12 protein-coding genes are annotated in these 14069 nt (G+C 72.8%); 8 read left to right on the forward strand and 4 right to left on the reverse strand.

The genetic code is table 11. The features are described from left to right. Positions 1 to 374: 374 nt before the first annotated feature. Complete coding sequence (glmS, locus tag HNR23_RS00085) at positions 375 to 2228, reverse strand: glutamine--fructose-6-phosphate transaminase (isomerizing) (protein WP_184072255.1); 1854 nt, start codon at positions 2226 to 2228, stop codon at positions 375 to 377. 297 nt (positions 2229 to 2525) lie between these two features. On the opposite strand from glmS, the gene coaA reads away from it, so the two are divergent. The 3 genes from coaA to HNR23_RS00100 all read left to right on the forward strand — a co-directional run bounded on the left by coaA (position 2526) and on the right by HNR23_RS00100 (position 5320). Further along, positions 2526 to 3470, forward strand: a complete 945-nt coding sequence (gene coaA, locus HNR23_RS00090) for a type I pantothenate kinase (protein WP_184072257.1) — start codon at positions 2526 to 2528, stop codon at positions 3468 to 3470. A gap of 196 nt (positions 3471 to 3666) precedes the next feature. Beyond that, complete coding sequence (locus HNR23_RS00095; RefSeq protein WP_184072260.1) at positions 3667 to 4146, forward strand: hypothetical protein; 480 nt, start codon at positions 3667 to 3669, stop codon at positions 4144 to 4146. A 7-nt stretch (positions 4147 to 4153) separates the two neighbouring features. Next, positions 4154 to 5320 (forward strand): glutathionylspermidine synthase family protein, encoded by a 1167-nt coding sequence (locus tag HNR23_RS00100; protein ID WP_184072261.1) that lies wholly within the window; start codon positions 4154 to 4156, stop codon positions 5318 to 5320. A 22-nt stretch (positions 5321 to 5342) separates the two neighbouring features. Here the strand turns inward: HNR23_RS00100 and HNR23_RS00105 are convergent, their stop codons facing one another. Continuing rightward, positions 5343 to 5858 carry a DUF4913 domain-containing protein gene (locus tag HNR23_RS00105; RefSeq protein WP_184072263.1) on the reverse strand — a complete coding sequence of 172 codons (516 nt, stop codon included), beginning with the start codon at positions 5856 to 5858 and terminating at the stop codon, positions 5343 to 5345. Between the two features lie 328 nt (positions 5859 to 6186). Here HNR23_RS00105 and HNR23_RS00110 point away from each other — a divergent pair, with 328 nt between their 5' ends. Next, positions 6187 to 7710, forward strand: coding sequence for an NAD(P)H-hydrate dehydratase (locus HNR23_RS00110; RefSeq protein ID WP_184072265.1), 1524 nt, complete (start codon positions 6187 to 6189; stop codon positions 7708 to 7710). A 20-nt stretch (positions 7711 to 7730) separates the two neighbouring features. Here the strand turns inward: HNR23_RS00110 and HNR23_RS00115 are convergent, their stop codons facing one another. Beyond that, positions 7731 to 8231: an NUDIX domain-containing protein gene (locus HNR23_RS00115; protein ID WP_184072267.1), complete on the reverse strand. Its 501-nt coding sequence runs from the start codon at positions 8229 to 8231 to the stop codon at positions 7731 to 7733. 121 nt (positions 8232 to 8352) lie between these two features. Continuing rightward, the gene (locus HNR23_RS00120) at positions 8353 to 9018 is read right to left on the reverse strand and encodes a TetR family transcriptional regulator (protein WP_184079657.1); all 666 of its coding nucleotides are present in this window, start codon (positions 9016 to 9018) and stop codon (positions 8353 to 8355) included. A 184-nt stretch (positions 9019 to 9202) separates the two neighbouring features. Between HNR23_RS00120 and HNR23_RS00125 the strand changes: the two genes are divergently transcribed. The 4 genes from HNR23_RS00125 to tsaE all read left to right on the forward strand — a co-directional run bounded on the left by HNR23_RS00125 (position 9203) and on the right by tsaE (position 14065). Beyond that, on the forward strand, positions 9203 to 9865 hold the full coding sequence (locus HNR23_RS00125) for a hypothetical protein (RefSeq protein WP_184072268.1): 663 nt from the start codon (positions 9203 to 9205) through the stop codon (positions 9863 to 9865). 158 nt (positions 9866 to 10023) lie between these two features. After that, positions 10024 to 12213 carry a PrsW family intramembrane metalloprotease gene (locus HNR23_RS00130; RefSeq protein WP_184072270.1) on the forward strand — a complete coding sequence of 730 codons (2190 nt, stop codon included), beginning with the start codon at positions 10024 to 10026 and terminating at the stop codon, positions 12211 to 12213. A 103-nt stretch (positions 12214 to 12316) separates the two neighbouring features. Then, positions 12317 to 13483 carry an alanine racemase gene (gene alr / locus HNR23_RS00135; RefSeq protein WP_184072274.1) on the forward strand — a complete coding sequence of 389 codons (1167 nt, stop codon included), beginning with the start codon at positions 12317 to 12319 and terminating at the stop codon, positions 13481 to 13483. 87 nt (positions 13484 to 13570) lie between these two features. Further along, entirely contained in the window at positions 13571 to 14065 is a 495-nt protein-coding gene (gene tsaE, locus HNR23_RS00140) for a tRNA (adenosine(37)-N6)-threonylcarbamoyltransferase complex ATPase subunit type 1 TsaE (RefSeq protein WP_184072276.1), read from the forward strand. Positions 14066 to 14069: the final 4 nt, after the last annotated feature.

Consider the following 14069-nt stretch of genomic DNA (forward strand, 5'->3'; position numbering starts at 1 on the left):
AATCTCGCCATGGTGCACCGGCACGGCAGCGGATCGGGAAATCGATCCCCGTCCGCGGCGGGTGCGATGCCGTACATCGCTTATCGTGGTGGCTCCGCGGCCGATCGCCGAGAACCGCCACGCGGTAGGCCCTCCTACCTCGCGTATTCGATCCCGGAACGTTGCCCGCACGTATTCCGCGGGTTTCTTCCGCCTTATTCGGGGCCGTACCACTCCGCCCGTCCGTCGATTTCGGCAAAGTGCACCGGAATTCTGCCGATTATTCGGTGTACTTCGCCGAGGTCAACGCAGAAAAGCGGGTGGGTCCTCGTGAGGACCCACCCGCCGCACGCGGTGGCCGACGGTCCGGGCCGCACGTGCCCGGACGCGTGCGGCTACTCCACGGTCACGCTCTTGGCCAGGTTGCGCGGCTGGTCGACGTCGTTGCCCTTGGCCAGCGCCAGCTCGCAGGCGAACACCTGGAGCGGCACGGTGGCCACGATCGGCTGTAGCAGCGTCGGCACCGCGGGCACCTCGATCAGTTCGTCGGCGAACGGACGCACCGTCTCATCGCCCTCCTCGGCGATCACGATGGTGCGCGCGCCCCGGGCGCGGATCTCCTGGATGTTGGAGACGATCTTGTCGTGCAGCACGCTGCGCCCCGCACGCGACGGCACGACCACGACGACCGGCAGGTCCTGCTCGATCAGCGCGATCGGGCCGTGCTTGAGCTCGCCGGCGGCGAACGCCTCGGCGTGCATGTAGGCGAGCTCCTTGAGCTTGAGCGCGCCCTCCATCGCCACCGGGTAGCCGACGTGCCGGCCCAGGAACAGCACGGTGTCGGCGTCGGACAGTGAGCGGGCCAGCTCCCGCACCGGCTCGACCGTGGCCAGGACCCGCTCCACCTGCTCGGGCATGTTGGCGAGCTGGGCGATCACGGCGTTGATCTCGTCGCCGAACTTCAGTCCGCGCACCTGCGCCAGGTACAGGCCGATGAGGTAGCAGGCGATGAGCTGGGTGAGGAACGTCTTCGTCGCGGCGACGCCCACCTCCGGGCCGGCGTGGGTGTAGAGCACCCCGTCGGACTCGCGCGGGATGGTCGACCCGTTGACGTTGCAGATGGCCAGCACGCGGGCGTTCTGCTCGCGCGCGTAGCGGACCGCCATCAGCGTGTCCATGCTCTCGCCGGACTGGGAGATCGCGATGACCAGGGTCTGTCGGTCGAGGATCGGGTCACGGTAGCGGAACTCGCTGGCGACCTCCACCTCGCACGGGATGCGGCACCAGTGCTCGATCGCGTACTTGGCGATCATCCCGGCGTGGTAGGAGGTGCCGCACGCGATGATGACGATCTTCTCGATGTCGCGCAGGTCGGAGGGGGCGAGGCGCATCTCGTCGAGGGTCAGCGTGCCGTCGACGCCGACGCGCCCCAGGAGGGTGTCGGCGACCGCCTTGGGCTGCTCGACGATCTCCTTGAGCATGAAGTAGTCGTAGCCGCCCTTCTCGGCGGCCGACGCGTCCCAGTCCACGTGGTACTCGCGGACGTCGACCGGGTTGCCGTCGTAGTCGGTGACCCGCACCGAGTCGCGGCGCAGCTCCACCACCTGGTCCTGGCCCAGCTCGATGGCGTCGCGGGTGTGCGCGATGAACGCGGCCACGTCGCTGGCGAGGAAGTTCTCCCCCTCGCCCCGGCCGACGACCAGCGGCGAGTTGCGCCGGGCCGCCACGACCAGGTCGGGATCGCCGACGAACATGGCGACCAGGGTGAACGCGCCCTCCAGGCGGCGGCAGACCGCGCGCATGGCGGCGGCCAGGTCGTCGTCGCCGCGCTCCTTGAGCTCCCGGGCCAGCAGGTGGGCACTGACCTCGGTATCGGTCTCGGAGCTGAACTTGGCGCCCTGCTCCTCCAAGTCCAGGCGCAGCGCTGCGAAGTTCTCGATGATGCCGTTGTGGATGACCGCCACCCGGTGGTCGTTGTCCACGTGGGGGTGGGCGTTGAGGTCGGTGGGGGCGCCGTGGGTGGCCCAGCGGGTGTGCCCGATGCCGATCCCGTCGGCGTCGCGGGGGCTCCGTTCCAGCGCCGCCCGCAGGTTCGCGAGCTTGCCGGCCCGCTTCTCGGTGTCGAGTTTGCCATCGGTGAGGACGGCGACGCCCGCGGAGTCGTATCCCCGGTACTCCAGCCGTGCCAGGCCGTCCACGATGACATCGAGCGCCGGTTGCGGCCCGACGTAGCCAACGATTCCGCACATGAGCGCCAGCGTAAGCGATCGGAAGGGGTCGCCGGGCACCGCGCAGCGCCAGACCATTGGCCATTTTCGCAGGTGGCGGTATAGACCAGTTGGTGTGTGTCGGGTCGATGGCGCACGTCAGGCGCGGCGCGGGTAGGACGAGTGCCCCCGGGACGTGTCCTTGGTCTCGCGGCGAAAAAAATCCCGTCGGGTGACGATCCGGACGTACATATCGGGGCAGAACGATCGGAACTCAATGGCGATCGCCTCAGGGGCGGTGGCCGGTCCGGGGCAGGGGCTGTTCTAGGGTGGGCAGACGTGTCTCAAGCGACGAAGAACGGCTTCTCAACGCCCTACGTTGAGCTCGACCGACAGGCGTGGGCGGCCCTCCGCGACTCGACTCCCCTCTCTCTGACCGAGGCGGAGCTCGACGTCCTGCGCGGAACCACGGACCCCACGTCGCTCGATGAGGTGCGCGACATCTACCTGCCCATGTCGCGGCTGCTCAACCTGTATGTGAAGGCGACACGGCAGCGGCACGGCGCGGTGCGCGCCTTCCTCGGCGAGGACGACCGCCCGGCCCCGTTCATCATCGGTGTGGCGGGCAGCGTGGCCGTCGGCAAGTCCACCACCGCCCGTCTGCTGCGGACGCTGCTGGCCCAGTGGCCGGACCACCCCGACGTGGAGCTGGTGAGCACCGACAACTTCCTCTACCCCAACGACGTGCTCAAGCAGCGCGGCATCATGCACCGCAAGGGGTTCCCGGAGAGCTACGACCGGCGCCGCCTGGTGCGGTTCGTCTCCGAGATGAAGTCCGGCGCCGAGAAGATGGAGATCCCCGTCTACTCGCACCTGCACTACGACATCATCGGCGGGGAGAAGCAGACTGTTTACCGGCCCGACATCCTCATCCTTGAGGGCATCAACGTGCTGCAACCGGCACAGCCGGGGCGCCTCGCCGTCGCCGACTTCTTCGACTTCTCCATCTACGTCGACGCCAAGGTCGACCACATCCGCTCCTGGTACCTGGAGCGGTTCCTGGAGCTGCGCCGCACCGCGTTCTCCGACCCGCGCTCCTACTTCCACTCGATGGCCACCTCCGTACCCGAGGACGAGGCGGTGCAGTTCGCCCAGCACACCTGGCGCACGGTCAACGAGCTCAACCTGGTGGAGAACATCCGGCCCACCCGGGCCCGGGCCACCCTGGTCCTCTACAAGGGAGCCGACCACCGCGTCCGCCGCGTACGGCTCCGCAAGACCTGAGCGCGGCCCGTCCGGATTCCGCCACGTCCGGTCGGTTGGCCGGAGTCGGCCGGGTCCGGGGGGAGGTTTTCGCGTTCCGGGCGGGAACCGCGACGCTCCGGCGCGGGTCGAAACCGGGTACGGGGACGCGGAGGACGCGCACGGCGCCGTTCCGCACCCACCCCGCGTCGACGAGCCGAGGAGAGACAGCAGCGCCATGTCGCCAGGGAACACCACAGCCGCCCGCACCGGCGAGGAGCCGCCGCAGCCGGGGCGGAAGAGTTCGTCGACGGTACTGATCGGCGCGATCGGCGCCCTGTCACTCGCGGTCGCCGGCTGCTCGACCCCTGCCAAAGAGGTCACGGCGCACTGCGTCGAGGACGGGAACAAGGGACGGCCGACCCCCGGTGCGTCCCCCGACCCCTGGGGGACCCCTGCGCCCGGCCCGACGGCCGCAGCGGACGGCGGCGGCCGCGACGGGCAGCGCGTCGTCGACGAGCGGCACTGCAAGCGCTCCGGCGGTTCGTCCGGGGTCGGCAGCGGCTACCACTACTACTACGGCGGAACCGTCGACAACGGCCGGGTCAGCGGCGGCACCACCACGCGGCCCTCGGACGCCAAGGTCGTGACCGAGCGTGGCACGGTCATCCAGCGCGGCGGCGCGGGCGGCCGCGGCGGCAGCGGATGGGGCGGCTGAGGCGCACATGATCAGGAAGAGCGGCAACCCCGTCCGGCCCGACTGGCGCGAGATCGTGGAGGCGCAGGGGCTCGGCTTCCACGTCGCGGTCCACCCCGAGCACCTGGAGCGCACCTACTGGGACGAGTCGGTGCACTACGAGTTCGAGATGGAGCAGGTGCTGCACCTCGAAGCGGTGGTGGAGTCCCTGCACCGGATGTGCCTGGAAGCGGTCGAGCACGTCGTCTCCGAGAACCGCTTCGCCGACTTCGGCATCCCCGAGTGGGCGGCGCCCGCGATCCGCGACTCCTGGCGGCGCACCGACCCCTACCTGTACGGCCGGTTCGACCTCCGCTACGACGGCGTCAACCCGCCCACACTGCTGGAGTACAACGCCGACACCCCCACCTGCCTGGTGGAGGCCGCGATCGTGCAGTGGCACTGGCTGCAGGACACCCACCCGGGCGCCGACCAGTGGAACTCGCTGCACGAGCGGCTCATCCACCGGTGGGCCGCGCTGCGCCCCCGCCTGCCCGACGGTCCGGTGCACTTCGCCTGGACGAACGAGGACGAGACCGGCGAGGAGGCGCTGACCACCGCCTACCTGCAGGAGACCGCGGACCAGGCGGGGCTGTCCACCCAGGAGATCGCGCTGGAGGACATCGGCTGGGACTACTCGGCGAGTGAGTTCGTCGACCTGGAGGAACGCACGATCACCGCCGCCTTCAAGCTCTACCCGTGGGAGTGGCTGATCCGGGACCGGTTCGGCCCGCTCATCCTGCAGCAGCTGCACGGCGTCCCCTGGATCGAGCCGCTGTGGAAGATGGTGCTGTCCAACAAGGCGCTGCTGGCCGTGCTGTGGGAGATGTACCCGGGCCACCCCAACCTGCTGCCGTCCTACCTCGGCGACCCCGGGCCGCTCGACTCCTACATCGCCAAGCCGCTGCTGGGCCGTGAGGGGGCGAGCATGCGGATCGTCACCCCCGACGGCGAGCTGGAGCGGACGGGGGGCGACTACGGGGTCGAGGGCTACGTCTTCCAGCGGTTCCAGCCACTGCCCGAATTCGAGGGGTGGCACCCGGTGCTGGGCACATGGGTGGTGGGGGACTCCTCCGCCGGGCTGGGCATCCGCGAGACGTCCCGCCTGATCACCGACGACACGTCGTCCTTCGTGCCCCACCTCATCCGGGTCTGACGGCACCCGCGCACGGGGTGGCTCAGGACGGGGCGCCGCGGCGGCGCTCGACGTGGCCGGCGGGGGTCAGGCAGGCCGCGAAGGGGCCGTCGTCCGAGCACAGCCGGTCCAGGACCGGGTCGAGGTGGTCGCGGTGCCAGACCGCCGGGCCGACCGGTCCCGAGCGCTCGGTGTCGGTCAGTTCGCCGTAGGAGAGCCGCAGCGCGTGCAGGCGGCCCACCGCTTCGTGGTGCTCCCACCACGCCGGGCACCACGCGGAGCCGTCGCCGATGTAGACCGGCACCAGGAACTCGTCCACCCACCGCACCAGGGCCGCGAGCTCCCGCTTGTAGGCGTCCCGGGACATGTTGAAGATGAACGGAACCGGCTCCTCGGCCTTCTCCTCGGTCGGCTGCGGGGGTGCCGCGGTCGCGAGATCGGTGAGCTGGGTCTGCAGCCGGATGACGTCCGCGCCGAGCTTGTGCATGGCGTTCTGCAGGTGCGCGACGCGTTCGGACAGTCCGTCATCGGTCGCGATGCGGTTGTCGGTAAAGGTCATGCGGAAACGTCCTGTGCTGCTGTCCGTGCCTGGAATATCGCTATTCGGGCCAGTAAATCAGTGGCCCGTGCGCGCCGCTTCATGCCGGTGCGCCGAGAAGGGGATGCCATCGACGGTACGCGACCGGCGGCGTCGGCCGGTCCGCTCCGGCGGACCCGCCACGCCCCACTCCGCCGCGCGGCACGGCCACCGGAACAGGGTCGAAGGGGCAGGGCCGCAGGGCCACGGCCCGCACCGGGGTGGTCAGGCCGCCGCAGGCGGGGCATGCTCTGGTGATGAGGGCACTTGTGCGTGCCCGGAGTTGCGGAGTACGGGGCGGGGAGGCACGGTGCGGTACGCACACACGGTCGAAGCGGTGCGCAAGGCCGAGGGCGAGCTCATGGCGCGGCTCCCGAACGGCGCGCTGATGCAGCGGGCGGCACGCGGGCTGGCCGCGGTGTGCGTCCGGATGCTCCCGCGGGTCTACGGCTCCCGGGTCGTGCTGCTGGTGGGCGGCGGCGACAACGGGGGAGACGCCCTGTACGCCGGCGCCTTCCTGGCACGGCGGGGAGCGGCGGTCCGGGTCGTTTCGGCCGGGTCGCGCGTGCACGAACAGGGGCTCGCCGAGCTGCGGGCCGCCGGTGGACGCGCCATCGCGGTCGGCGACGGGGGCGGACGAACCCGGGGCGGTCCGGGTTTACGGCACGTGCCCATCGCCGAGGCCGCCGTCGAGATCAGCGCCGCCGACCTCATCATCGACGGCCTCGTCGGCATCGGCGGACACGGCGGGCTACGTGAACCGCACGCCGCGGTCGCCGCCCTGGCGGGCGCCGCCACGGCGCCGGTCGTCGCCGTGGACCTGCCCAGCGGGATCGACGCCGACACCGGAGCAGTCGGCGGCGCGGCGGTGCGCGCCGACGTCACCGTGACCTTCGGCACGCACAAACCCGGGCTGTTCGTCGACCCGGGGGCGGAGCGGGCCGGGGTGGTGGAGTTCGTCGACATCGGGATCGGTGCGGAACTGCCCGCCGCGCGCGTGGAGTCCCCGCAGGCCGAGGACATCGCGACGCTCCTGCCACACGTGGGCGCCGAAGCCGACAAGTACCGCCGCGGTGTCCTCGCCATAGCCGCGGGTTCGACGCGCTACCGGGGCGCCGGAGTGCTGGCGGTCGGCGGGGCGTTGCGCGGCGGCGTCGGCATGGTCCGCTACGCCGGACACCAGGACGCGGTCGACGAGGTGCTGCACAGCTGGCCGGAGGCGGTGACCTCGGTGCTCGACCCTCTCGATCCGGTCAACGGGCTGCCCGATCGGGTGAGCGCCTGGGTGATCGGACCGGGCCGGGGGCTGTACCCGGCGGCCACGATGGAGCTGGCCCGGGTGCTCGGCACCGGCCTGCCGGTCCTGGTCGACGCCGACGCCATCACGCTGCTGGCGAGCGACCCCCGCATGGTCCGGGAGCGGGCGGCCCCCACCCTGCTGACCCCGCACGCCGGTGAGCTCACCCGCCTCCTGCCCGGAACCGACCGCGCCGACGTCGAGGCTCGCCGCCTGGAACACGCCACCCGCGCCGCCGAGGAGTACGGCTGCACGGTCCTCCTCAAGGGGTCGACCACCGTCATCGCCGAACCGGGGCGGCCCGCGGTGGTCAACCCGACGGGGACGCCCCTGCTGGCGACGGCCGGCAGCGGCGATGTGCTGGCCGGCCTCATCGGCTCGCTGCTCGCCGGGGGCCTGGCCCCGCGCGAGGCGGCGGTGTGCGGCGCCTACCTGCACGGACTGGCCGCCCGCCTGGCCAATGACGGTGCCCCGGTCGCCGCCTCCGACCTGCTGTCGGCCCTGCCGCGCGCCATCCGCGAGGTCCGGCGGCGCTGACCGCCGGGCCGCCGGCGCGGTCAGGCCCGGCCGCGCGGCCTCCGGGCGCTGCGCAGGCCGCGGGAGACGATGTCGGTGATGAAGTACTCGCCGGGGTCGCGGTGGTCGTGCAGGAGGTCGACGTGGTTCTCGTCCACCCACATGAACTCGGTGTGCTTGCCCGGCTCCAGGCGCGGCGCCGTCAGGTCGCCCTCGACGCGGACGAGGTAGTCGACCTCGTGGCGTTCGATGCCGTCGCCCGGCGTCCACACGAGCCGGTACAGCTCGTCGAGGACGGCGGTGAGCTCCCAGCCGGTCTCCTCGGCGACCTCCCGTCGCAGCGCCTGGAGCATGGTCTCGCCGGGTTCGACGTGCCCGCCCACGATGTCCCAGCAGTGCGGGAAGACCTTCCGGTCCGGCGATCGGCGCTGCGCGAAGGCGCGCCCCGCGTCGTCGATGATCACCGCGCCGCCGACCCACCGTCCGCCGTCCGCCGTGTCGGGGAAGACGATCCCCTCCGCGACCTCCACACCGCTCGCCACCGTGGCGCTCCCCTCGTCTCGGTTCCACCGGGCCTCCGCCCGTGTCGGCACCGACGCTACCGGCGCCGACGGCCCTTCCCGCGAGCTGCTCCCCGCCGGCGCTCCGGTCGCGCCCGGCCGTTCAGCCTCCGTCCGGAGCGTGGGCCGCGCCCGCGCCTCCCGCGCGCCGGGGCAGCCGGAGGGTGAGGAGTCGGGCGCGCGGCGCCACGCGCGCCGCGAGGTCCAAGACGGCTGCGGTGCGGCTGCGGTCCTCGTCGAGCACGGAGAAGAAGTTGGCGCCCATGTAGTAGGTGATCGCGCCGTAGGCGACCTCGCGCGCGGGCAGCAGCCGGGCCAGCGGAGAGCCGCCGACGACCCGCTCGTAGTGCTCTTCGACGAACGCGATCCACGGCTCGGCCCGTGCGTTGATCTCGGCGCGCAGCTCGGGGCGGGTCACAGCGGCCGCGACGAGCTCGGCGAACTCGGCGAGGTACCCGTGCTCCAGGTCGGTGCGGTAGATGTGCACCGCGGCCTCGACCAGCTCCTCCAGGGTGGCGGCGCGCGCCGCGGTGGCCCGGTGCAGCGCCATGCGCTCCTGCGCCGAGCGGTCCAGCAGCGCGAGCAGCAGCTGGTCCACGCCCCCGAAGTGGTAGAAGATCAGCGCCGAGTTGACGTCGGCGGCCTTGGCGATGGCCCGCGCCGACGTCCCGGTGTACCCCTCCTCGCGCAGGACCTGTCCGGCTGCGGTGATCAGGCGGTCGCGGGTCTCCTCGCTCGACCGGCGGCCCTGCGCGCCTCCCTTGGCCACGGCTCCATCCCTCTCCATCGGTCCGGCGGGCGCCTTCATCGTACGCTTTAACCATCTGATTAAATCGAACGGTGAAGCGCTCGGCGAGCCGGAACCGGCGGGGAGGGCAGGACATGGTGCACGAGAAGCGACCCGCTGCGGGCGCCACCGCACCCGCGGCCGCGGAAGGCGGGAGGTCGCGGTGATGCCCGCCGCGGCCGTGCAGCTGGTCGGCGGTGCCGGGCAGGTGGCCGCGGACCCCGTCGTCATCCGTGCCGTCGCCCTGATCGCCCCGGCCCTGGTGGTCGCGGCCCTCGTCGCCGCCCACCGCCCCTCGCCGCGGGACACCGCCGCCGCGGTCGCCGCCACCGCTTGGAGCGGGACCGGCGTTCTCGGCCTCAACCTGCTCGCCTTCCGCGCGGACTGGTGGTCCTTCCACAGCGAGGGGCCGAGTGTGCTCGGTGTCCCGGTGGAACTGTGGTGGGGGTGGGCGGTGCTGTGGGGAGTGCTGCCGGTACTGCTCGCCCGCGACCTGCCGGTGCCGCTCGTCGTGGGCGCCATCGTCTGGCTGGACCTCATCCTGATGCCCCTGGCCGCGCCGGTCGTCCGGCTGGCTCCGGGCTGGCCGGTGGGGGAAGCCGTCGGCGTGGTCCTCTGCCTCCTGCCCGCCGTGCTGCTGGGGCAGCGGATCCGCCAGGGCCGCCACCTCGCCCTCCGGGAGCGGGCACAGGCGGCACTGCCCGGGATCGCGTCCCTCGCCCGGTCTGCGGCCGGTGCCCTCGGCGCCCGTCCCGGGGGGCCGCGGCCGCGCACGGGTCCGGGAAGCGATGCCGCCAACGCGGGCGACACCGCGGACCCTGCGCGGTGACGTCAGGGTGGTGAACATCCGCCAAGGCCTTGCCCCGCGCCGCTGCCGGCGCGATAGCGTAGGCGATCGCCGGGGCCGGGCAGGGAACTCGCCTCGGAACGATAACGCGGGGGAATTATCGAGAATTCGTCGGACACGGCCTTAGACAAAGGGAGCCAATGGACGAACAGGCCATGCTCACCCGCGACCTCGTCCTGCGGCTGTGCGCCGATCCGATCGACTTCGACGAGGAATGGCTGCGGTCGGACGGAAAGATCACCGTCCCCTTCACCGCGCCGCGCGACACCTCCCTGATCGACACCATCGTGGCCGCGGGACGGGCCATGGGCGTCGACCACCTGCTCATCTGCCGGACGCGCAACGAGTTCGCCTTCGAGCCGGTGACCGACGTGCCCGCCGACACCGCCAGTATCGTCGCGGTCATCCGCGGCTGGGGCGACGAACCCACCGACCTGGTCGTGGCCGTCGAGGACCTGTCGGCCGCCGTCTTGGTCACCGCCTCCGAGCTCACCGTCGCCGCCGGGCCCGACGACTTCCTGCGCCCCTTCGTCGGCCGCGACCTCGCCGGAGCCCGCACCGCCTTCGCGGAGGAGGCCCGCAAGGACCGCGACCCCCGGCTGCTGCGTGCCGCCCAGCGCTACGGCTGCATCGACCAGGGCCATGCCACCGCCGCGCGCGCCCCCGGGCCCGACCTCGCCGAACGTGTCGCGGTGCGCGCCCGCAGGCTGCGCGAAAGCGCCGACCGCACCGTGGCGTGGATGCGCGCCCTGCGCGGTGCCTGGGGGTGGGCGATGGTCGCGGTCCTACTGGCCGCGGCGCTCATCGTGCCGGGCATCTCGGCGTCCCTCCCCGTCCTCGCCGGCACGCTGTGGCTGATGGCCCAGTTCGCCTGGTTCGCCCGCTCCCGAACCGTGGGGTTCGCGACCCTGATGCGGGTGGTGGCGCTGGGCGCGCTGATGATCTGGCCCGCCGCGCTGGCCGGGCGGCTGCTGGCCGGGGCACTCGGCGACGTGGAGGCCTGGGTGGGCCCGACCTACATCGCCGTCCTCGTGGAAGAACCCATGAAGCTCCTCCCACTGCTGCTGTGCCGGATGGTCGCCGGGCGCCGCTTCAGGCGGCTGGCCGCCGTCGACTACCTGCTGCTCGCCGCCGCATCCGGCGCGGGATTCCACCTGGCGGAGCAGGCGCTGCGCGCCGCCACCGGCGGGGCCGGCCCTGCCCCCGTCTACGGCGTCCTCACCCTGTTCCCCGGCTGGACCGAACTGCCCGGCCTGGGCATCCAGTTCTCCGGGCACGCCGTCACCACCGGGCTCATCGGCGCCGCACTGGGGCTGGCGATCGTCGGCCACCGGCACTACGGCGCGCGGCTATGGATCCTGCCCCCGCTCGCCCTGTGGGTGGCCGCACTGGAGCACATGACGTTCAACGCGGCGATCGCCGGCGTCGACCCCACTCCCGTCACCGCCGTCCTCGCCGCACTCACCGGCGGCGGCGCCGCGACCCGGTGGATCCTGCTCGCCCTGCTGGTCGCCGCGGTCCTCCTCGACCACCGGCTTGCCGGGGCCGCGGCCGACACCACCCCCGCGCTGCCCGGGGAGCCGCCGCTCGCCGGTCTGCGCCGGTGGGCGCGCGGCCGGTCGGTCCGCATCCGGGTGCGCGTGCCCGGAGACATCGCCCCCGTCTTCCGCCGCGCGGCCTACTCCTGGGCACTGCTCCCGGTGACGCTCGTGACCGCGCTCTCCGCGATCCTGCACGAGTTCGCCGTGATGCTCGCGGCCGCCGCCCGAGGCCCGGCCACACTCTGCACGACCTGGGACTTCCTGCGGCAGCGCCGCGCGTACGCGATGGGTGCGGCCCGTGCCGGGGACCGCCCCTGGCGCCGCTTCCCGCGCCGGGAGGACCTGGCCGCCTCGGCCCGCTCCCTGCGCGCCGCCCTGGCGCCCGCCCCCGCCTCCCTTTCGGTCGCGGCCGCCGCCAGCGTCCTGGTGGCCCTGCACCCGCACGTCGGGTCGGGATACCTCGGCGGCGAGTGGGCCGCCGTCCCGGAATCCGGCGGCGGTTTCGGCTACGCGGTGGCGGTCCTGGGCGACGCCGCCACCTGGCTGGGTGCCCTCTCACCGGTCCAGCAGGCGTGGGCCTGGGCCGCCGTGGCCGCCTTCGTGAGCCTGCTGGTCAGCGGTTGGGCCGTCCCCCGGGTGCATCCCACCGTGGGCGACGTCCTGCGCAGGCCGGGCCACAGCATCACCCTTCTCCTCGGCGCCTGCGCACCCGGCCAGACCCCCTACGCGATCACGGCCGTGGCCGGACTGGCCCTACCCCGGTCCACCGACCGCCTGCTGCGGGGATAGCCGCAGGCCGCGGAGGCTCGGGATGGACGCCGCCACCACATCCCGTTGCCTATGCCACACCGCGTTCGCGCACGTCGGTCCGCGTGCGTGCCAGACTTGAGCCATGCCTCCAACTTTCGCCGAAGCGCGCGTGGACCTGGGCGCGATCACAGAGAACATCGAGTTCCTGCGGGGCCGGGCACGCGGTGCGGATGTCATGGGTGTCGTCAAGGCCGACGGCTACGGGCACGGAATGCTCCCCGCCGCCCGCGCCATGTTGGCCGGCGGCGCGACCTGGCTCGGCACGGCGTTCATCGAGGAGGCCCTGCGACTGCGCGCCGACGGGATCCGTGTCCCCGTGGTCGCGTGGATCGTTCCGCCCGGCGAACCCCTCACGGCGGCCATCGCCGCCGACATCGACCTGGGGGTGAGCTCGCTGTGGCTGCTGGAGGCGATCGAGGCGGCCGCCCGGGAGGCCGGGCGGCGCGCACGCGTCCACCTGAAGGCCGACACCGGGCTCAGCCGCGGCGGCGTCACCACCGACGAGTGGCCCGCCGTGGTGGCCGCGGCCGCGCGCGCCGAAGCGTCCGGGCCGATCCAGGTCACCGGTGTGTGGTCGCACTTCGCCTGTGCCGACGAACCCGGCCACCCCTCCATCTCCGCCCAGATCGCCGTGTTCCACGAGGCCCTGGAGATCGCGGAGAAGGCCGGGCTGCGCCCCGATGTGCGACACCTCGCCAACTCCCCGGCGACGCTCACCCTCCCCGAAACCCACTTCGACCTGGTGCGCACCGGGATCGCCGGCTACGGCATCAACCCCATCCCGGGCCTCGACGTCCCCGAGCTGCGCCCGGCCATGACCCTGAGCACGAAGATCGCCATGGTCAAGCGGGTCCCCGCGGGCAGCAGCATCTCCTACGGGCACCGCTACACCACCGCGCGCCCGAGCAACCTCGCGCTGGTCCCTCTCGGCTACGCCGACGGTGTGCCGCGCGCCGCTACCGACACCGCGCCGGTGCTGGCCGCCGGGCGGCGCCGCACGATCGCGGGCACGGTCTGCATGGACCAGTTCGTCGTCGACCTCGGCGACGACGCGGCCGCGGCCGGGGACCGCGCCGTCCTCTTCGGCCCCGGTGACGACGGCGAACCCACCGCCCAGGACTGGGCGGACGCGCTGGGGACCATCCCCTATGAGATCGTCACCCGTATCGGCCAGCGGGTACCGCGCGTCCACGTCGGTGGTCCGGGGCGGTCGACGGGGCGACCGAACATCCCGGAAGAGGAGGGGTAGGCCGACGCGGCACGCCACCGCGGAGTTGTGCCTACCCTGGTGAGGGGCACCGACCTCGGGCCCCTCCGTCGACATCGCTGTGAGCTCATGACCGACACCACCGACACCACCACCCTCGCCACCGGCGCGCTCGTCACCGCGGCGACCGACGCGGACATGCGGGCACTGGGCAGGCGCATCGCCGGGCTGCTGCGCCCCGGCGACCTGCTCATCATGTCCGGGCCGCTGGGCGCCGGAAAGACCACCCTGACCCAGGGGATCGCCGACGGGCTCGACGTTCGCGGGCCGGTCACCTCGCCCACCTTCGTGATCGCGCGCGTCCACCCCCCGCTCTCCGGAGGACCGGCGCTCGTCCACGTCGACGCCTACCGCTTGGGCAGCGCCGCCGAGGTCGACGACCTCGACCTGGAGGCGAGCCTCGACGACGCGGTCACCATCGTCGAGTGGGGCGAAGGCGTGGCCGAGGAGCTGTCCGACGACCGCCTGGAGATCTCCATCGACCGGCTGCCCGACGACACCCGCACCGTCCGGCTGACCGGCGTCGGCGTGCGCTGGGCCGATGCGCTACCGAGCGCGGACTAGGCTG

The organism is Nocardiopsis mwathae (assembly GCF_014201195.1).
Taxonomy (GTDB): Bacteria; Actinomycetota; Actinomycetes; order Streptosporangiales; family Streptosporangiaceae; genus Nocardiopsis_C; species Nocardiopsis_C mwathae.